Consider the following 20755-nt stretch of genomic DNA (forward strand, 5'->3'; position numbering starts at 1 on the left):
CGCAATGTTATTATTTGGTTTGTGTTCGAAAGATCTCATTTCATCAAGGATTTAAGAGCGTCTTGCTTTGAGCTAAACGAGGCGTAGGCTCATGGAATGCAAGCTTTTAGAAAGCAGAGGGATGGGACTTAACGGTAACGCCCTTTTCTCGCGCCTGTCGCCTTACCTGCCAGTGCTATCAAGGTTTTATTAGTGTTGGCGTGAGTGATCGCTACGCCTAGAGCATCAGCAGCATCGGCCTGTGGTTTAGCCGGTAACTTAAGCATGCTCATCACCATGTTTTGAACCATCGACTTATCAGCACCACCATTGCCTGTCACCGCTTGTTTTATTAAACGAGCCGCATACTCATGGACGGGCAGCTCAGCATTCACCGCAGCCACTATCGCACTGCCACGAGCTTGTCCAAGTTTAAGTGCAGAATCCGCATTCTTCGCCATGAAGACCTGCTCAATAGCGAACACATCCGGCTGAAACTGAGTGATGATTTCGCTCACACCGGCGTAGATTTGTTTGAGTCGACCCGGCAGTTCTTTTTCAGAGGTGCGAATACAACCGCTACCTAAGTAATATAGATGACGACCATTTTGACGAATCACGCCATAGCCGGTAATACGAGAGCCAGGGTCAATCCCTAAGATAATAGACATAATTTCAAATACTGATTATTTATACATGCTTTATGAGCTTAGTATATCGAACGCAAAAAAAAATGCCCGTCAAATTAACGGGCATTTTCTAATTACTGACAGGTCTGGCTAATGAATTAAGAGCTCTCTATCAACTAGGATCTCTTCATCAACAAGAAAAGATAACAGGCTTACGCTTGCTCTTTTTTCTCTGCCAATTTAACTGCGATTGCTAGCTCTTCCAGCGATGCTGGGTTCGCTAGGCTTGGCGCGTCTGTTAGTAGACATGCTGCTGCTGTTGTTTTCGGGAATGCGATAACGTCACGGATGTTCTCTGTACCACAAAGCAGCATTGCTAGACGGTCAAGACCGAATGCTAGACCAGCGTGTGGTGGCGTACCGTACTTAAGCGCTTCAAGTAGGAAGCCGAACTTCTCTTGTTGCTCTTGTGCTTCGATACCTAGGATACCGAATACCGCTGTTTGCATTTCTGCGTTGTGAATACGTACAGAACCGCCGCCTACTTCGTAGCCGTTGATTACCATGTCGTATGCATCTGAATTTGCTGCTGCTGGGTTCGCTTTAAGCTCTTCCGCGTTCACACCTAGTGGTGATGTGAATGGGTGGTGCATTGCGTGTAGGTTACCTTCGCCGTCTTCTTCGAACATTGGGAAGTCAACAACCCACAGTGGAGCCCATGCTGATGTGTCTGTTAGCTCTAGATCCGTACCTAGTTTAAGACGAAGTGCGCCCATTGCTTCAGCAACGATGCCCGCTTTGTCTGCACCGAACAGAATGATATCGCCAGATTCAGCTTGAGTGCGATCTAGAATACCGTTGATTACGTCTTCGCTTAGGAACTTAGCAACTGGAGATTGAATACCTTCCATGCCTGCAGCACGGTCGTTAACCTTCATCCAAGCTAGGCCTTTCGCGCCGTAGATGTTTACGTGTTCAGCGTAACCGTCGATTTGCTTACGAGTTAGCTTAGCACCACCTGGAACACGAATAACCGCTACGCGACCTTTTTCATCGTTAGCTGGGCCAGAAAATACTTTGAACTCAACATCTTTAACCAAGTCAGCAACGTCAACTAGCTCTAGTGGGTTACGTAGATCTGGCTTATCAGAACCGAAACGACGAATCGCTTCAGAGAAAGGCATTACTGGGAATTGGCCTAGTTCAACATCTAGAAGTTCTTTCCACATATCGTGAACAAGCTTCTCAGTCACGTTACGTACTTCTTGAGAAGTCATGAAAGATGTTTCGATATCGATTTGAGTAAATTCAGGCTGACGGTCAGCACGTAAATCTTCATCACGGAAACATTTAACGATTTGGTAGTAACGGTCAAAACCAGACATCATCAGCAGTTGCTTGAACAGCTGAGGAGATTGAGGAAGTGCGTAGAAGCTACCTTTGTGAACACGGCTTGGTACTAGGTAGTCACGAGCACCTTCTGGTGTCGCTTTCGTTAGTACTGGCGTTTCGATGTCTAGGAACAGGTTCTCATCAAGGAAACGACGAACGAAGCTAGAAGCACGTGCACGAAGCTTGATACGGTCGCTCATTTCTGGACGACGAAGATCAATGTAACGGTACTTTAGACGCTGCTCTTCAGAGTTCGTTTGGTTGAAGTCTAGTGGAAGCGCTTCTGAACGGTTGATGATCTCTAGACCGGTCGCGTAAAGTTCTACTTCACCAGTAGCCATGTCTTTATTTACTTGGCTGTCCGGGCGAACACGTACTTCACCAGTAAACTTGATACAGAATTCATTACGCAGTTGGTTAGCGATCGGGAAGATATCTTTCATATCTGGATCGACAACAACCTGAACGATGCCTTCACGATCACGCATATCAATAAAGATAAGACCGCCTAAATCACGGCGACGGTTTACCCAGCCGCACAATTCTACAGTTTGTCCCGCCAGGGACTTGTTCAGGTTACCACAGTAATGGGTACGCATAATGAATTTCCCAATCTCTTAATTATTTACTAGTTTCCAAGCTGTCTGTGGTCATTCCACACAACAGAGCAAAGGAACATTTATACGCGGAAACTCGCTTAAAATCGACCTTCCACATTCGAATTTATTGTGTTTTATCTGGCTTTGCTGCTTTTTAGCCCATCAAGTGCGCAAAGATTCATCAAAACCGAAAAAATTGCGATAATTATATCTCGAAAGTACCTTAATCAGCAAAACTCTCGTAAAGTAGATTTTCGTTTAAACCCAAAAACTTTTTGTAATGTCTGATGGCGTGATGAATAACGGTGTAATAGATGGATGATCGTGTAATAACAGCAGAAACTTTACCTCTAAGACTTGGATTAACCATGTGGTCTCATTCTGAGTGGCAAAGTCAGTTCTACGGAAAAGGAACAAAGCCTGCTGAACGCTTAGAGAAATACACACAAGTTTTTCATACTGTGGAAGGCAACACGACCTTTTACGCTACGCCGAGTATGTCGACCGTTCATAACTGGAAAGCCGCCAGTCATGATGATTTCAGGTTCACTTTCAAGCTACCTAAATTCATCACCCACCAGCAGCAACTCAGGCACTGCCAAGCAGAGCTCAAAGAGTTCTTGATGACTATGTCGCCACTCCACGACCGCATTGGTCAATGGACGATTCAACTGCCACACAGCTTTGAGCCCAGCATGCTCCCTGCCCTACAAAAGTTTTGCACCTTGTTCCCAAAAGATATGCAGCTTGGTGTCGAAGTTCGACACTTGGGTTTCTTTGATAAAGGCGATGCTGAAAAACGCTTTAATCAATGGCTGGTCGAAGAAGGTATTAATCGCATCATTATGGATAGCCGCCCCGTGTTTTCCGCGCCACCAACCACAGAAGCGGTGTTCGATGCACATCAGAAAAAACCGCGTGTCCCCGTTCATGCGATTGCGACCGCCAATAACCCGATGATTCGATTTATTGGCCACCCAGACCAAGAACCTAACATTGAGTTTTTTAAGCCTTGGTTTACCAAAATTCCAAACTGGCTAAGCGAAGGGAAACAACCGTATTTAATGATTCACACCCCAGACAATAATCATGCGCCTGAACTTGCCATCGCTATTTACGAGCTGTTGCAAAAGCAAGTGTCTGAAAATAAGTCATTATTATTGCCTGACCTGGCTCAGTTTCCTGCTCAGAAAGGCAATAACCAAATCTCGATGTTTTAGCCCCTCACCTATAAGTAACTTCGAACCTTGAGCTAAATCTCAGTTTTCGTGACAGCCGCGCTTTTTTTACGTAAAATACGCCCCCTTTTATTTGGTACGAATTTTGTGCCAATTACGCTGACTGTCGAGAGAAAATGCCATGAGCAACACAGACAATATCTTTTCCGCTCCTATTGATAAAATTGGAGACTTCACCTTTGATGCAAGGGTTGCTGAAGTATTTCCGGATATGATTCAACGCTCGGTGCCTGGCTATAGCAATATCATCTCTGCAATCGGCATGCTGGCTGAGCGCTTTGTAAAGCCACATTCAAATATTTACGACCTTGGCTGCTCGCTTGGTGCGGCGACACTTTCTATGCGTCGTCACATTCAGCAAGAAGGCTGCACGATTTTCGCTATCGATAACTCAGAAGCCATGGTTGAACGCTGCAAATTGCACGTTAATGCTTATCGCAGTGACACACCAGTAGAAGTGATTGAAGCCGACATTCGCGAAGTCGAAATCAAAGACGCTTCTGTTGTGGTGCTTAACTTTACGCTGCAATTTCTGTCTCCGGACGATCGATACGCTCTGCTTGAAAAAATTCATGCAGGCTTGCGCCCGGGCGGGATCTTAATCTTGTCTGAAAAATACGTATTCGAAGACGAAAGCTCAAATGAACTGCTTATCGACCTGCACCATGATTTCAAACGTGCTAACGGATACAGCGAGCTAGAAGTAAGCCAGAAACGCAGCGCAATTGAAAACGTGATGCGTCCGGATTCGATCCCTGTTCACAGAGAACGATTTGATAAGATTGGCTTCTCAAGCAGCGAAGTCTGGTTCCAATGTTTCAACTTTGGTTCAATGTTCGCGATAAAGTAAACATTTTCGGTTACGTAACAGTCGCGACACCTTTAGCACGTACTAAAAGGTCATCCTCAAGAGCGAGGAACGAGCGAGTTGGGGATCTCTTATCAAACATGATAAACGAGATTCCCTAGCATGTTTGTCCACACTCTTAATCGAGTGACAAATTTAATTTCTACACCACCAACTCAGTGAAAACCTATGTTTAATTTTGCCAATTTTTATCAACTTATTGCCCAAGATACTCGCCTTCAGCCGTGGCTCAATGTTCTGCCACAGCAACTGACAAATTGGCAAAATGCAGAGCACGGTGACTTCGACCGTTGGTTACGTGCACTAAACAAGATCCCACAAGGTGTACCAGACCAAGTTGATCTGAAGAACTCAGTGACGATTGGCAGCTCAACACCATTTCACACAGGTGAGCTTAAAAAGCTAGAAAGCCTATTAAAGACGTTCCACCCATGGAGAAAAGGCCCTTACACCGTTCACGATATTCATATCGATACTGAGTGGCGTAGTGACTGGAAATGGGACCGTGTGCTTCCACATATATCCCCATTGAAAAACCGTTCGGTTCTCGATGTAGGTTGTGGTAATGGTTACCACATGTGGCGTATGCTGGGTGAAGGTGCTCGCTTAACGGTTGGTATCGATCCTTCTCATCTATTCTTGGTTCAGTTTGAAGCGATTCGTAAGTTGATGGGCGATGACCAACGTGCACACCTATTACCTCTAGGTATTGAGCAACTGCCAAAGCTAGAAGCCTACGACACTGTTTTCAGCATGGGTGTTCTGTACCACCGTCGTTCGCCACTTGATCACTTGATTCAACTAAAAGACCAATTGGTATCTGGCGGCGAGTTGGTGCTTGAAACCCTAGTAATTGAAGGCGATGAAAATGCGGTACTGGTCCCTGTTGACCGTTACGCACAGATGAGAAACGTGTACTTCTTCCCTTCAGCTCGAGCACTGAAACGCTGGCTTGAACAAGTTGGCTTTGAAGACGTACGTATCGTTGATGAAAATGTCACGACAATTGGTGAACAACGCACAACAGAATGGATGACACACAACTCTCTACCAGATTATCTAGATCCGAACGATCCAAGCAAAACGGTTGAAGGTCACCCAGCGCCAAGACGTGCGATTTTGGTAGCAACAAAGCCATAGATTCTCTGCCCACAAAGCAGTGGCATATTGAGTAAATAAAACACGAGCCTATATAAGGCAGCAAAACAACGGCTTGCCATGGTCAAAAAGTCACCGTTGATTTCGCGGTGAACATTTGCTTCCTGAGCTCACGAATTGAACAAAAATTGACTTGCGTTTAATAAGTGAGCTATTTCAAATAGCAATAATTGGCGTAGCGCTCACATTGCGATTCAATATGACCAGACTCTTACAATAGGATGCTTCACGCATCCTTTTTTGTGGGCTAAACTTCTAAATAGTCTGAACTATTCTCTAATTCTCAAAGGTTTTTTTATGTTTAAGCGATTATCGCCGATTGTGGCGGTTGGTTTGCTCTCTGGCTGTACTCTGACAAACGGTGCAGCCTATCACCAAGAAACTCTCGACGCTATTTCCCGCTCAGAGACAAACATCGCAAATAAAGTTCAAAATCTTGAACTGCAACTAAGCAATCAAAGTGATTATATTGAAAGCTTAGAAGACGAAATCACTCTCCTTTCTAGTCAATTAGATGTCCATCTAACCAATATGGAACACAAAGTTATTGAAGAACTAGAGGAAGAAGAACCTGTCGTCGTTGCAGCCGCTCCTGTCGCTCCTACGTTACAACCAACCATCCTTGGCGGCATCGAAAAAGTGTCTATCGACTCAATCAAGCAAAGCTTCGATGCTCGTGTGGATACAGGTGCAACCACCTCTTCTCTAAATGCTGTCGATATCAAAGAGTTCGAACGTAACGGTAAGAACTGGGTTAAATTCCACCTAGACGACAAAGCACAAGCTGAAAAAGACCAGAAATGGATTGAAGCGCCTGTTTTACGTTATGTGAAAATCCGTCAATCAACGAATGATCAGACTGAACGTCGAGCTGTGATCGAATTATGGGTGAAAGTTGGAAAAATCCATGAAAAAGCGCAATTTACATTGGCGGATCGCTCTCAAATGAGTCACCCTGTATTACTAGGGCGCGAATTTATCAAAGACATAGCGCTAGTGGATGTAAGTAAAAAGTACGTACAAACGGAAGTTAAATAACAATAGTAGGGTAAGCTATGACGTCAAGAATTCCATTTTATATCTCTATATTCCTGCTTATCGTTGCAGGTATAACACTGAGTATGTTCAGACATACCACCTACGGTGTACCTTGGACTCCTGGGGAAACCAGACAGGTTTGGGACATTGAAGCTCGTATCGAGTTCAATGCGGTTGGTAAAGAAGCAAAAGTTTCACTAGCAGCTCCTCACACTCAGTCTAATTACACACTTATTGGTGAATCAGCTTCGTCACCAGGTTACGGTATCTCTTACTTGAACACAGAATCAGGTCGCCGTGCAGAGTGGTCTATTCGCCATGCTGATGGCCCTCAAACTATCTACTATAAGACTCAATTCCTAGTCGATAACCAAGCGAAAGTTGATGCTATACCACCAGAAGGCGAAATCACACAACCAAGCTTTGATGGTCCTGAAGAAGCTGCTGCGTTGGCATTGATTGACAGAGCAACTAAACGCTCAGCAGACAACATCACTTTCACTCGCGAACTTATCAAAACGCTTAATGACCCAGACAGCCAAAACTCAGCGCTGATTCTGAATAACATGAGCAAAGTTGAAGCGACACATAAGCTACTTTCAGCAGCAAACATCCACAATAAAGTCGTTGGCGTTATCGAGCTAGAAGATGGACGTCGTCGTCAATCTATTCAGCAAATGAACCAGATCTGGGATCACGACCAATGGGTTCTATTCTCTCCAGAATCAAGTGAACAACAAGTTCAGCCAAATCTGCTTATTTGGGATGAATCAAACGTTTCTCTACTGGATGTGGTTGGCGGTCAGAACAGTAAAGTTCACTTCTCTATGATTGCGCAGGAGGTTACTCCTACTGAAGCAACTAATAGCAAAGTCTCTGCTGATCAACTGTTAAACCTTTCAATTCACAGCCTACCGCTAGAAGAGCAAGCGATGTTCAAAACCATCATGCTGATTCCTATCGGTGCTCTGATTGTTGTATTCCTGCGTGTCATCATTGGTTTAAAAACGTCTGGTACCTTCATGCCAGTACTGATTGCAGTAGCCTTTGTACAAACACAATTGGTAACGGGCATTGTCGGCTTCCTACTGATTGTTGGTACGGGTCTTATTATTCGAAGCTACTTGTCCAAACTTAATTTGCTACTGGTCGCCAGGATATCCGCCGTAATCATCACGGTAATCATGATTATCTCTGTGTTTACTGTAGTCGCATTTAAAGTGGGTCTAACAGAAGGTCTGTCTATTACGTTCTTCCCAATGATTATCCTATCTTGGACTATCGAACGTATGTCTATCCTATGGGAAGAAGAAGGCGCGAAAGAAGTAATGCTACAAGGTGGTGGTTCTCTATTCACTGCGGTTCTTGTTTACTTAGGCATGACTAACCCGTTCATTCAGCACTTAACGTTTAACTTTATTGGTTTACAGCTTGTTATTCTAGCGACCATTTTGCTACTAGGTAACTACACAGGCTACCGTCTAACAGAGCTTCGTCGCTTTAAACCGCTAGCGGAGGACTAAGTTATGTTTGATCAATTTACTTCACCGTTTAAGTTGAAAGACAAAGGCATAATGGGAATGAACAAGCGTAACCATAGTTATATTGGTCGCTACAATGATCGTTCCAAGTATCCACTCGTTGATGACAAGCTTAAGACTAAGATCATTGCTGAACAGGCTGGCGCTACTGTGCCAAAACTAATTGGCGTTATTGGTCATCAAGCTGAAGTAAAAACAATCCACAAGATGGTAAAAGAGTGGCCGGGTTTCGTAATCAAGCCGGCTCAAGGTAGTGGTGGTAAAGGTATCCTTGTTGTGACTTCTCACAAGGACGGCGTTTACACTAAGCCATCGGGTTCTACTATCAATGAAGAAGACGTAGAGCGTCACATAAGTAACGCTCTTGCCGGTCTTTTCTCACTTGGTGGTAAGAACGATGTTGCGGTAGTTGAAAACCTCATCAAGTTTGATGAGTGTTTTGATGGCTTCAGTTACGAAGGTGTGCCAGATGTACGAATCATCGTATTCAAGGGCTACCCTGTGATGGCGATGATGCGTTTATCTACTTCGGCTTCCGACGGTAAGGCTAACTTACACCAAGGCGCTGTAGGTGTAGGTATTTGTATTGCGACGGGTAAAGCCGTTCGTGCGGTTCAATTTGACCACCCAGTAACTCACCACCCAGATACGGGTAAAGAGTTGGCGCTACTTCAGGTACCACACTGGGAAAAACTGCTAACACTAGCTTCAAGCGCTTGGGAAATGACAGGTCTTGGTTACATGGGTACTGACATGGTTCTAGACCAAGAAGAAGGCCCAATGGTACTTGAGCTTAACGCACGTCCAGGTTTGGCTATCCAAATCGCGAACGGAGCAGGTTTATTGCCTCGATTGCACCATATTGAGAACCTTGGTACACCGGCTGAATACCCGAAACCAGCAGAGCGCGTTGCATACGCTGCCAAGCAATTCGGTGTTCACGGTAACGAGATTGTTCCAAACTAAGCGATTTGCTGACTAGGTCACTTGATACCTAATAGAGCTTATAAAAAAGGCCGCATAACTCTGAGAGTTACGCGGCTTTTTAGTATCTGCGGTTAAATTAGCGGATTAGGTTAAGTCTCTGTAGATTCAATTACAGGCTCTCGAATTGGATCAATCCGCACCGCCGCCACCTTAAACTCAGGGATCTTAGCGTGTGGATCGGTCGCTGTGGTCGTCAAACGGTTAACCGGCGATTCAACAAAATGGAATGGAATGAACACCACACCCTTTTGCATTCGCTTAGTCACAAACGCCGCGATTTCTATTTCACCACGACGTGTCGACACCTTGAGCATCTGACCATTCGAGATTCCTAACGCTTCAGCATCGTGAACACTGACCATTGCACGTGGCCCCGCTAAGTTATCCAACCCTTTTGTTTTACGTGTCATGGTTCCAGTATGGAACTGTTCTAAAATGCGGCCTGTCGTTAATACTAGCGGGTATTCCGCGTCCGGTAACTCAGCAGCGTATCTAAACGGAATCGCCTCCATTTGACCACGCCCACGCGTAAATTGGGTCTGGTGCATGATACGAGTGCCATCAGGGTTATTCTTATTACTTGGCCATTGCACGCCGTTCACCGTAATATTCTCCCAACGTAAACCACCATACTGTGGCGTTACACGTGCTATCTCATTGGTGATATCGGCAACGGTTTTATAGTCCCAACCACCGCCCATTGCGTTGGCTAGCATTTGGATAATCACCCAATCTTCTTTCGCTTCACCTGGAGGTAATACCGCCGGGTTAATGCGCTGAACACGACGCTCGGTATTAGTAAAGTGACCAGACTTCTCAGCGAACGAGCAAGACGGCAGAACCACATCGGCATACTGGGCGGTTTCAGTTAAGAAAATATCTTGAACCACTAGGAAATCTAACGCTTCAAGCCCTTCAATCACATGTGCTTGATTCGGGTCACTCAGCACTGGGTTCTCGCCCATAACGTACAGACCACGCACATCTCGATGACACGCGCCATCAATAATCTCGGTCAGTGTTAAGCCCGTTTCAGCTGGTAAATCAGTAACGCCCCACTCCATCGCGAATTTTTGACGAACCATTGGGTTATACACTTTTTGGTAGCCAGGAAGGTTGTTTGGCAATGCGCCCATGTCACACGCGCCTTGTACATTAGATTGACCACGTAATGGGTTTATACCACCGCCTTCAATACCAATGTTGCCGCACAAGAGTTGAAGGTTTGCGATAGAGCGAACATTATCGTGACCAGTAGTGTGCTGCGTAATACCCATCGAGTAGTACACCGCGGTACGCTCTGCAGTACCGATCAAGCGCGCCATAGCGAAGATGTCTTCCGCTTTAACGCCTGTCACCAATTCCACTTTGTCTAAGGAGTAGCTTGGTGACATGACCTCTTGTAACAAGGTATCAAAGCCGTCCACACGATCTTCGATATACTCTTGGTCATACCAACCGTGTTTGATGATCTGCTGCATCACGCCATTAATCAGCATCACGTCTGTACCCGGTCGGTGAGCTAGGTAAAGTTCAGCATGGTCGGCAATATCGATTCTCTTAGGATCAGCGACGATCAAGCGAGCACCGTTATGTCTTACCGCCTGTTTGATGTGTGAGCCGATAATTGGATGTGCCGATGTGGTGTCCGAACCAATAATAAAGATCACATCAGAGTGCTTGATACTTGGAATATCATTGGTCATCGCTCCACTGCCTAGCGAAGCTTCAAGCCCAGTCACCGTTGAGGCATGACAAAGACGTGCACAGTGATCGACGTTATTGGTACCTAGTTCACGACGAATGAATTTTTGGAACGCATAGTTATCTTCGTTGGTGGTTTTCGCCGACGAGAACCCCGCCAAAGCGTTACTGCCAAAGCCTTGCTTAATCGCTGTAAACTTTTCGGCAACGAGCTTAATCGCTTCATCCCAACTTGCAGGTTGTAACCAGCCATCTTTACGAATTAATGGTGTGGTTAAACGCGCATCGCTGCCAACGAAATCGAAACCAAATCGCCCCTTAACACACAACATGCCTTCATTAACCGGAGAGTCCCCACCTTCGATATAACGGATTTTATTTTTGTGCTCATCGATATGCATGGTTAGTTTACAGCCCACACCACAATAGGTGCAGATGGTATCGACTTTCTTGAGTACGTCTGTGTCTCCTTGCTTTCTATCACGAGCATCCACCATCGCACCGGTTGGACACGCCTGAATGCAAGAGCCACATTGAACACAGTTTGAGTCGCCCATTAATGTTTTGTCCGACCCAAAGTTAGGGCGACATTCAGGCCTTGATGCTGGCTTACCATCGGCTTGGCTCATGAAGCTAAGAACGCCATGAACATTATGCTCGCGACATGCTTGGATACACTGACCGCAACTGATACAGCGGTTAGCATCAAAGATTATGAATTCAGAGCTGTCATCAACGGCAAATTTTTGTCTTGTTAAACCGACCTTCGCTTCTTCTGCGCGAATCGCCTGCCAACTTTCATTTGAAGCCACATCGATTTTGTATTCTGGATATGTTTGAGTGGCTTTGTATTCGGTCGAATAGTCTCTTAAGTCGCAGTTTGTATTAGCTTGGCAGCCGCATTCTAAACATCTTGCTGCTTCCGCGATTGCATCTGCATTATCAAAGCCTGTTTCTACTTCCTCAAAACTTTGCTCGCGCTGCTCGGGGGTTAGCTCTGGCATAATCTTGCGCGCCATTCGCTGAATGGACTTGTACTGCTCAGGATCCACCGCTTTGAGCTGCTTGTGCTTTCTTGAGTTAAACGGTTTGACCGGAATGTTATCCATGTCGCCGTGAAAGAAACGATCGATCGCTTGCGCTGCAATACGTCCATCGCCAACGGCTTCGACAGCCGTCGCAGGGCCGCGTCGAAAATCACCAATACTAAAGATATTGCCAGTACCGGTATGCATGGTTTGCGGATCAGCATCAGCGGTATTCCAACGAGTCAGTGGAATATCAATCGATTCGTTGTCCATAAAGCTCAGATCAGGCTTTTGCGACACCGCAGCGATAACCGTATCGAACGCTTCAACAAAGAACTCACCCGTTGGTTTTGGGCTACGACGACCAGAAGCATCCGCAGGACCAAGTGCCATGCGTTCTAATCGTATTTCTGTTACATGACCGTTTTCATCGGCTATGTTTTCTGCCGGGTTAGTTAAGAAGTGGAACTTCACACCTTCATGCTCAGCTTCTTCAATTTCGTAATCTTCTGCAGGCATCTCATCTCGAGTTCGACGATAAATCAACGTGGTATCCGCACCATCACGCACCGCAGTTCGAGCACAGTCAATCGCGGTGTTACCGCCACCGATCACTGCAACCTTTTTACCTGTGACATACTGCTGATCGGTCACGTAATCTTTAAGGTAATCGACGCCTAGGTAACAACCGCTAAGCTCGCTACCCGGATAGTTCATTTCAACCGCTTGCGATGCACCAACCGCTAAACAAACAGCATCAAAATCGTTACTCAAATCAGACAGTGTAAAATCAACACCAAGTTTTTTTTCACACTCTACCGACATCCCGTTACGACACATCAGCTCGATTTCTTTATCCAAAATCGACTTCGGTAAGCGATACTCTGGGATACCGTAACGCAGCCAACCACCAGCTTTAGGCATCGACTCATAAACAACTACATCATAGCCTTCGTTGGATAGATAATAACCTGCAGTAAGACCACCGGGGCCACTACCAACAATCGCTATACTCTTACCTTTATTTGGTTTCTGAACTGGTATATAGCTTTCTTGCGCCGCTAAATCTGCATCGGCTGCGTGTCGCTTGAGTTGGCGTATCGCAATGGATTCATCAACCAAGTTTCGACGGCATTCAGTTTCACAAAATGCAGGACATACACGACCAATCGAAAGCGGCATTGGTAATGTCTTTTTGATCACCTCAATCGCTTTGATGTGATCATTTTGAGCAATATGATGCAGATAAGATTGAATATCGACCCCTGCAGGACACGCAGTTTGGCATGGTGCCTCACAATCTGCGTAATGGTCTGTCATTATGCGGTTCAACGCTTCTTGTCGATGGTTGGTCAACGGCTTTGACTGAGTCGTAATATTCAACCCATTAGACACTTCAAGCTCGCACGAGCGCTTCATACCTAAGCCATCAACCTCGACGACACATAAATCGCATGGAATCTTATCTGTTGTTTTGTTCAAACCACATAGAGATGGGATCTCTAAACCACATGTTTTTGCCGCTTCAAGTACGGTTTGTCCTTGTTCGACGATTCGAAATTTCCCATCAATAACGATTTGAATCATATTGAGTCCTGCCTTCCAGTTTGCGTAATAGCCACGCTCAAAAATATTAATTAGTCGTTCAGTCGTGTGTAGACACTACTGCCATACCATTACCATACATTAATTGTGGTTTTGTGCGTGTGACTTCAAACAAGTTCTATTGAGATTAGCCCTAATGTATGAGTGGTCATATCAGTAGTTCAAAGGGGGTAAGTTACGAGGCATATGAAGCGGATCAGGCCAAAGGGGGTTAGAACAATTGCAGAACGCTAGATTTAGGTACTAAAAAGCCCCTAATGATTAGGGGCTATGAATCAGTATCGTTGAATCGCTATCGAGCTTATTGCTCAGTTTCTTCGATAAGCTCTTGTACTGGAGATGCTGGCTTGTTTTGAGCAAAACCGCGCAAACCAACAACGTGTACATGTTCGTGGTCTTTAAATACCTTACGAACCAGTTTGTAAGTTGTGCCTTTCTCTGGACTTATGTTCTCTGGCGCCGCGATCAGAAGTTGCATTCCTAAACGGTCACACAGTTCAAATAGCGTTGAAATAGATTTCGCATCCAGACGTGCCGCTTCATCAAGGAACAACAAACGACATGGAACGATGTCTTTACTACGAAGTCGACGTGACTCTTCTTCCCAGCTCTGAACAACCATCAGTAGGATAGACTGACCGGTACCGATCGCTTCACCCGTAGACAATGCGCCAGATTCCGCTTGTAACCAACCGTCTGAACCACGGTTAACTTCAACACTGAGTTCTAGGTAGTTACGATAATCCAGTAGCTCTTCACCCAGAACTTGCGGAGAACGTTGACCCATATCGATATGTGGGTTCACACGTTGGAACAATTTCGCCATTGCTTCTGAGAAGGTGAAGCGCGTTGATTCAAACAAGTCTTTGTGCTGCTCTTGCTGAGTCGCTAAGCCTGACAGCAAGATTTCGTGGCTTTCACGGATCTTAACGTTCAGACGCACGCCCTTAACCTGACCAAAGTAAATATTAGACAAGCCTTGGTTCAGCATTCGAATACGGTTCTGCTCGCGCTGAATCGTTTTCTTGATAATGCTTGCTACCGACTCAGAGCTAATCGCCAAGCGGTTTTCACGCTGTGTCAATTCTTCTGTTAGTCGAGCGAGCTCAACTTCCATCTCTTCGATTGCTTCAACCGGATCATCCGTATGAATGATGTCTTGGCGAATACGCTCGCGAAGATGTTGGTAAACCGCAATGTAGAACAGAACTTTACGCTCTGGATGTGCGTTGTCTTCCGATAGACGCAGCGAATCACGTAAGTCGTCATTGTCAGCTACAGCCAGACGTAGCGCACCCAATGATTTATCCGACATTGAGCGAAGTTCTCCCGCCGTTAGGTAAGCCAGTTCACGCTTGTGTAGACGACGTTCAACATCATTTTCACGAGCTAAACGAAGTACTGAGCACCAACCTGCTTTTGCTGCAACCACGAAGGTACGAAGTTCTGTGTACTCTTTCTGTACTTTCTTAAGACGCTTAGCCAAGGCTTTCATCTCAAGTTCTGTTGACGTAATCGTACGCTCGTATTCGCTCTTGCGGCTGCGAGATGTGTGTAAACGCTCTTGAAGCTCGTCACGACGACGTACAGCACGCTCTTCAGCGCCTTCATCAGCGTTTACGCCAAACTCTTGTAGCTCTTGTTTGAACTCTTGAACCGTCTCTTGCTTCGCTTGATGTGAGCTCTTCAGTGCCGCCAATACTTGGTTATATTGGTTCATCTGTTCACGAGCTTGCTTCAAGCCATCACGGCCTTTGGTTCTTGCTTGCTCTGCTTGAACCAATTTCGCTTTTAATTGCTCGCTCAGTTCACTGCTCTTGTTTAGCAAATCAACAGAGTCCGCGTAAGCAAAGTAGTGACGACGCTCAATCAAATCAGACAGCGCGAACACTTTGCCTTTTAGGGTTTGTAGTGCGTAATCGGCTTGACGATATTCGGCTTCCAAGGCTTCGAACTGCTCTGGGTCAGCATCTAGTGCAGATACGATTTGCTCTAGAGAAGTAAGCGCTTTGCCATGACTATTCAAGTAAGACTTAGCTTCACTTAAACGCTCTAGTTGTGCTTCTAATTCAGCTAAGCGCTCAGCCAATGTTTCGTCTTCAAGAATACGAACCATTGGCGCTAATTTATCTAATGCACCAAGTGCCTGCTTGCTTTGTAGAAGCTGGCTACGTTGCTGCTGCTCTTTAGAGTTAAGCTCAGCCAGAGAACGAACAATTTGATTGCGCTTATCACGAATCGCAGTAAGTGCTTGTTCTGGGTCTGCGTTAAACGCAACGTGTAGGTGCTTCGCAACAAAGCTGTTGAATGCTTGGTATAAGCGATTCAGTTTTTGAGAGTCAAACGCTGCTTTCGCGTGGTTCTCAACCACAACATCACGCTCTTCGCGCAATTTCTCTAGGCGCTGTTCACGAGCCGCACGGCCAAACAGTGGGATCTCAGGGAAACGAGAGTAACGCATTTGGCGATCGTTCAGCTGAACACACACCGCGCCTTCAAGCTCATCGGCATTAAACGAGCTGTCATCAAACGCGTCTACATCGCCTTCTAGGATGTAAAGGTCTTCTGGACAATCATCAAGATCCACCAGCTTCTCTTTAATACCATCAAGATCCGAAACCACAATCGCGTGACGAGCTGGGCCGTACATCGCACTAAAGTACGGCGCATCACCAATCGTGATGTCATCGTAGATCTCAGAAAGCAGCACGCCACCCAGCGTATCCGCCAGGCCTTTCAGGCGAGGATCGTTAGAACCACCTGGCGAAGCTAAACGCTCAATCTCTTGCTCAAGTTCAGCTCGGCGCGTTGCCAACTGATCTTTTGCTACCGCTTGAGATTTCTCATCTTCAAGTACTTGCTGCATTTGAGTCATTACCGCTTGGCTATCTTCTAGCTCAGCGTCTGTTTGATCTCTTAAAGCTTCAAGTGCATCGTTTGCCGTGATCCACGCAGGAGCAATTGACTCAAGTTTTTGAATCTCTTGGTCGTGGTTTTGTTGTATACGACGTTGCTCGCTCTTCGCTTCACGCAGCTCTTCTTGAGCGTACTCAAGGGACTCGATCTGCATAGCATGACGTTCACGTTCTTCATCGAAAACCGCTTCATCAGTCAGTGAGATGTTGTGCTGTTTTTGGTATTCAGTCGCAAGCTCTTTTGCTTGACGCTGCTGAGCCACATCACGAGCCATGTCGCGGTGCTGAGCGCGCCACTGCTGTTCGTTCTCAACAACGTGTTTTGCGTTACGACCTTTTTCTAAAGCTTGCTTAGCGCTGCTAGACGCTTCTTTGCGCTCCACGTCACCAACGATGCTCTTAACTAAAGACAGTACTTTGTCGAACTGTGCTGAAGCTGCAGAAGACATATCTAGCTTGTGCTTAGTAGCCAGTAGCACTTGAGTGCTTGATTCTTCTTGTGCTTTTAGCTCAGAAACAAGAGTTAATGCACTTTCTGCCGTAATCGATTCATCACCAAGCAACTGCTTAGTTTTCTCTAATGCTTGAACCGCTTGCTGGTACTGAAGTGCACGAGTCTGCTGAACATCCAACGCTTGTTGGTAATCAGCAAGCTGAGTTTTCAGGCTATCCACTTCTTCTTCAGTGATGGTTGCCTGCTCTTCAGCAAGAAGTACTCGCTCTTGAGCTTCTTCCACTACCATCATCTGCTCTTCTAGACGCTCATTAAGCTCTTCTAGATCTTCGCTATAGCGAGCAATCTTCTCTTGCTGGCGAAGTGCAGTTTGAACCAATTGAAGATGATCCGAAGCCGCTTGATAATCTTGCTCTAGTGCCGACTCTTGATCGACCAACAGCTCTAATTCTTCTTGAACACGGTTCAACAAGTTGTTTTGATCATGCAAGGTTTCACGCGAACCAAACAGTTCACCACGGAACTTCATGGTTTGATCAAGCTTGTTACGACGGTCGTTGGCATGGCGCATGTAATCTGCTGCCACGTAGTTCGTCGATTCAGTGATCAAGTGTTTGAACAGGTCACGGTCCGACTGAGTTGTCTTGATCGCTTCTAGCGTCATGCGGTTCTCACGCAGTGCTGATTCCATGTCTTGGAATGCTTTCTTCACACCACCGTTTTGCGGTAGAAGATAATCGCGCAGAGAACGCGTAATCGCACTAGAAATACCGCCGTAAAGCGATGCTTCGATCAAACGGTAGAACTTAGAGCGGTCGCTGCTGTTACGCAGTTTCTTAGGTACCACACCGTATTCAAACATTTGCGAGTGGTAATCAACAATCGAAGAGAAGGCTTTAAAATGAGCGCCTTCGTATTGCGCTACCGCCGCTTTCACATCATTCAACTGACATACGCGAGCGTGGCTGTCTGAAACATTCTGAATCAACACATCCGTTGGTTTCACATGGCTTGGAAGGCCTTGGATTACGAACGGTTTGATGTCTACTTTCTTGTCACGACCGGCAACTTGCTGCAGTTTTACTGCAAACAATAGGCGTTGATTACGAGAGTTCACAACATCTAGTGCAGCATAACATGCGCCAGGTTGAAGCTTACCGTAAAGGCCTTTATCACGAGATGACTGTGAGCTACCCGCTTCCGTTGTGTTACGGAAATGCAGAAGGCTTTGGTCAGGAATCAGCGCTGTGATGAATGCCGCCATAGTGGTCGACTTACCTGCACCGTTACCGCCAGAAAGCGTTGTAACCAATCCATCAATATCAAAAGTACGCGCAAAGAAGCCGTTCCAGTTGACCATGGTTAATGATTGATACTTACCTCTTTCAATCATGCTTCACCTTCTACTTTTGTTTGTTCGCCATCGTTTGACTCAAGGTCAAAGTCAGCTTGATCGTTAAAAATGTCTTGTTGACCGTTTTCGTCCACGTCTACTTCTGATACGGCTTCCGCCTGTTCTTCATTCAACAAGCTACCTTGGTTAGGCTCTTGGGTATGAACCACAGCTTCACCATCACGGATAAGACGTAATTGCGCTTCTTTCATATCGTCACCAACACGAACGTCAGCGCCAAAGCGGAATACCGCTTCGCTGATACGGAACTTGCCGGTTTCACCAATCGCAATCAACATGCCGATACGGCGCAAACGACGTAAAGAAGTACGTACTTTTTCGAAGAGCTTTTCTTTATCTAGGTCAGAACCAGACGCACGGTTGGTTGCAAGCTTCATGAGTTTTTTCTCATCCGCTAACGACATCAATTCATCAAACAGTTCTTGGTTGGTGAAGATACCTTCATGAGCCAGACGTTCTGGGCTTAGGTATAAGAAACACAACACCTTGCCAACCAACATGTCTAGCTCAGACAACACACTACGACCAATTAGAGACGTAGAACGCGGACGCAGGTAGAAGAAACCTTCCGGTGCTTTTACCAGTTCCGTATTGTAGCGTTGATAGAAATGCTGAAGCTCAACTTCAAAATCAGACAGTAACGCGTGGTTATCTAGGTCTTCTGTTGAAACATGCTTACCTGAACGCAGCATGCTGTCTAGCGCAGGGAACAGTGGGTTCGCTATCGCTTTTACCAGTTTCTCTGGCATGTAATCATCAGTACTTGTTAATGACATTTGCTTGTACCTTTGCACCGAAATCGTTGATTGCCTGCCAATCTGGCTGAATAGCCTGATAGTCAGACTCTGAGTAACCTAAGCGTACGGCTTGGTCGACAACAATTCTGGCTAAATCAAAATGGTGTGTGCGAGGGTGTGCAGCGAGGTAATCGCGTAACACAAGGCCAAGATCAATTGGCGCGCCTTGCTGTTTGTGAGCTTTTAACATCTCTGCAATTCGATCGGAAAGCAGGTCATTCACTTGCTCAAATTCTTCGTACTCTACGTCGATTGGTGCTTGTCCCATCACTTCGTCATCACGAAGCACAAGCGCTTCATCACGAAGATCCGTCAGCTTCTCAGCGTCAGCGTAAGTCAATAACCAAGGTGCATCAAAGTAGTCAGTGACTGACTGACGCAAGCGCTGGCTAAAGGCTCGGTTTTTATCCATATCAATCGCGGTACGAATAAACTTGTGAACATGGCGGTCGTAGCCGATCCATAAATCGATGGCTTGTTGGCCCCAACTGGTGATTCGGTCTAGCTTCATCTGCAAGCCGAACAGGGTTTCGCCAACGAACTCGAGTTCATCGTCACCGTAAACAATTTCTTGAATATCGAGGATCTGTGTTTGCAGTTCATCACCCGCCGCTTGCAAGGTGTCTTGCAACTCTTTTAGCGTGGACGAGGTTTCTGAAAGCAAGGTTTCACAGTTGTTAATCGCCTCTCGCCAATCTTTGTTTAAAAGGTCAGCAATTTGCTGCTTAACTGTTTGCTGCTGCTCATCCATAACACGTTGGTTAAGATCAATTTGATCGAAAATTTCACCAACAGAATACTTGAGCACGCCGTAAACATTCTTTCTCCAATGTCCTGGAGTTCCGCCTTTTTGTGCTGCTTCAATGGCTTTTGCCATCTCGTCCGCAACCATTGAAAGCTGGATAGACAGTTTCAACTTAGAGAACTGACGGTGGCGTAAGTAATAATCTGAAATACCAATCGCCAATGGTGATAAGCGATAAATACTCGCACCATCGGTGATTTCGCTAGTAAAGCGGCTAATCAACTTTTGTTTAACTAACTCGTTGATGGCATTGTTGGCACGAAACGCGGACGCTTCGCCAGTATCTTCAAACAGTCGAGTGACGATGGTAAATGCATCGTGCAGTTCCCCCTCGCCCAACTCTTCATCGAACCTTTCATTGCTTAGTACTGCGATAGCAATCAAAAATGCTAAGCGCTCTGGTGGCAAGTTTAATGAAAAATCATGCTGCTTGACCCAGCCCACCAACTCATCAATTGGCTGCTCTTCGGCAGTTTGAGTCATTTCACTCATTGTGGTTCCTGTTACTGTTCTTCGTCATATCGAATGTATTAGATATGACGCCTATTTCTTTATGACGCGGGCTTCTTACGATGGCATAGCGCATGTTGTGGCTTCTTTTACC

The 20755-nt window shown here is 45.8% G+C and carries 12 protein-coding genes; 6 read left to right on the forward strand and 6 right to left on the reverse strand.

Annotated features, from left to right (window positions below):
* Window positions 1-128 precede the first annotated feature (128 nt).
* Entirely contained in the window at window positions 129-650 is a 522-nt protein-coding gene (gene ruvC, locus ACED45_RS03890; protein ID WP_146492173.1) for a crossover junction endodeoxyribonuclease RuvC, read from the reverse strand.
* A gap of 170 nt (window positions 651-820) precedes the next feature.
* The gene (gene aspS, locus ACED45_RS03895) at window positions 821-2599 is read right to left on the reverse strand and encodes an aspartate--tRNA ligase (RefSeq protein ID WP_017062081.1); all 1779 of its coding nucleotides are present in this window, start codon (window positions 2597-2599) and stop codon (window positions 821-823) included.
* A 314-nt stretch (window positions 2600-2913) separates the two neighbouring features.
* Between aspS and ACED45_RS03900 the strand changes: the two genes are divergently transcribed.
* The 6 genes from ACED45_RS03900 (at window position 2914) to ACED45_RS03925 (ending at window position 9408) form a co-directional block, all read left to right on the forward strand.
* Window positions 2914-3819 carry a DUF72 domain-containing protein gene (locus ACED45_RS03900; protein ID WP_371713342.1) on the forward strand — a complete coding sequence of 302 codons (906 nt, stop codon included), beginning with the start codon at window positions 2914-2916 and terminating at the stop codon, window positions 3817-3819.
* Window positions 3820-3958: 139 nt separating this feature from the next.
* The gene (gene cmoA, locus ACED45_RS03905) at window positions 3959-4687 is read left to right on the forward strand and encodes a carboxy-S-adenosyl-L-methionine synthase CmoA (protein ID WP_017062083.1); all 729 of its coding nucleotides are present in this window, start codon (window positions 3959-3961) and stop codon (window positions 4685-4687) included.
* Between the two features lie 186 nt (window positions 4688-4873).
* The gene (gene cmoB / locus ACED45_RS03910; protein WP_371713343.1) at window positions 4874-5845 is read left to right on the forward strand and encodes a tRNA 5-methoxyuridine(34)/uridine 5-oxyacetic acid(34) synthase CmoB; all 972 of its coding nucleotides are present in this window, start codon (window positions 4874-4876) and stop codon (window positions 5843-5845) included.
* A gap of 315 nt (window positions 5846-6160) precedes the next feature.
* A complete protein-coding gene (locus tag ACED45_RS03915; RefSeq protein ID WP_146492177.1) occupies window positions 6161-6901 on the forward strand; it encodes an ATP-dependent zinc protease family protein in 741 nt (246 codons plus the stop codon).
* A 17-nt stretch (window positions 6902-6918) separates the two neighbouring features.
* Complete coding sequence (locus ACED45_RS03920) at window positions 6919-8424, forward strand: inactive transglutaminase family protein (RefSeq protein ID WP_146492178.1); 1506 nt, start codon at window positions 6919-6921, stop codon at window positions 8422-8424.
* 3 nt (window positions 8425-8427) lie between these two features.
* Entirely contained in the window at window positions 8428-9408 is a 981-nt protein-coding gene (locus ACED45_RS03925) for an alpha-L-glutamate ligase-like protein (RefSeq protein WP_371713344.1), read from the forward strand.
* Between the two features lie 110 nt (window positions 9409-9518).
* On the opposite strand, the gene fdhF is transcribed toward ACED45_RS03925, so the two are convergent.
* The 4 genes from fdhF to mukF form a co-directional block, all read right to left on the reverse strand.
* Window positions 9519-13748 carry a formate dehydrogenase subunit alpha gene (gene fdhF / locus ACED45_RS03930; RefSeq protein ID WP_371713345.1) on the reverse strand — a complete coding sequence of 1410 codons (4230 nt, stop codon included), beginning with the start codon at window positions 13746-13748 and terminating at the stop codon, window positions 9519-9521.
* A gap of 319 nt (window positions 13749-14067) precedes the next feature.
* Window positions 14068-18528: a chromosome partition protein MukB gene (gene mukB / locus ACED45_RS03935; RefSeq protein WP_371713346.1), complete on the reverse strand. Its 4461-nt coding sequence runs from the start codon at window positions 18526-18528 to the stop codon at window positions 14068-14070.
* Window positions 18525-19325, reverse strand: coding sequence for a chromosome partition protein MukE (gene mukE / locus ACED45_RS03940; protein WP_061018447.1), 801 nt, complete (start codon window positions 19323-19325; stop codon window positions 18525-18527). The genes mukB and mukE overlap by 4 nt, the downstream gene beginning before the upstream one ends.
* Window positions 19306-20643 (reverse strand): chromosome partition protein MukF, encoded by a 1338-nt coding sequence (gene mukF / locus ACED45_RS03945; RefSeq protein ID WP_017055049.1) that lies wholly within the window; start codon window positions 20641-20643, stop codon window positions 19306-19308. The genes mukE and mukF overlap by 20 nt, the downstream gene beginning before the upstream one ends.
* Window positions 20644-20755: the final 112 nt, after the last annotated feature.

Source organism: Vibrio crassostreae, assembly GCF_041439375.1.
In the GTDB taxonomy this organism is placed as follows: domain Bacteria; phylum Pseudomonadota; class Gammaproteobacteria; order Enterobacterales; family Vibrionaceae; genus Vibrio; species Vibrio crassostreae_D.

What these genes read in the sequence shown, in the direction of transcription:
- ACED45_RS03900 (WP_371713342.1), top strand. Translation starts at nt 2,914, where the DNA reads ATGGATGATCGTGTAATAACAGCAGAAACTTTACCTCTAAGACTTGGA.
- fdhF (WP_371713345.1), bottom strand. Translation starts at nt 13,748, where the DNA reads ATGATTCAAATCGTTATTGATGGGAAATTTCGAATCGTCGAACAAGGA.
- cmoA (WP_017062083.1), top strand. Translation starts at nt 3,959, where the DNA reads ATGAGCAACACAGACAATATCTTTTCCGCTCCTATTGATAAAATTGGA.
- ruvC (WP_146492173.1), bottom strand. Translation starts at nt 650, where the DNA reads ATGTCTATTATCTTAGGGATTGACCCTGGCTCTCGTATTACCGGCTAT.
- ACED45_RS03925 (WP_371713344.1), top strand. Translation starts at nt 8,428, where the DNA reads ATGTTTGATCAATTTACTTCACCGTTTAAGTTGAAAGACAAAGGCATA.
- cmoB (WP_371713343.1), top strand. Translation starts at nt 4,874, where the DNA reads ATGTTTAATTTTGCCAATTTTTATCAACTTATTGCCCAAGATACTCGC.
- mukB (WP_371713346.1), bottom strand. Translation starts at nt 18,528, where the DNA reads ATGATTGAAAGAGGTAAGTATCAATCATTAACCATGGTCAACTGGAAC.
- ACED45_RS03920 (WP_146492178.1), top strand. Translation starts at nt 6,919, where the DNA reads ATGACGTCAAGAATTCCATTTTATATCTCTATATTCCTGCTTATCGTT.
- aspS (WP_017062081.1), bottom strand. Translation starts at nt 2,599, where the DNA reads ATGCGTACCCATTACTGTGGTAACCTGAACAAGTCCCTGGCGGGACAA.
- ACED45_RS03915 (WP_146492177.1), top strand. Translation starts at nt 6,161, where the DNA reads ATGTTTAAGCGATTATCGCCGATTGTGGCGGTTGGTTTGCTCTCTGGC.
- mukF (WP_017055049.1), bottom strand. Translation starts at nt 20,643, where the DNA reads ATGAGTGAAATGACTCAAACTGCCGAAGAGCAGCCAATTGATGAGTTG.
- mukE (WP_061018447.1), bottom strand. Translation starts at nt 19,325, where the DNA reads ATGTCATTAACAAGTACTGATGATTACATGCCAGAGAAACTGGTAAAA.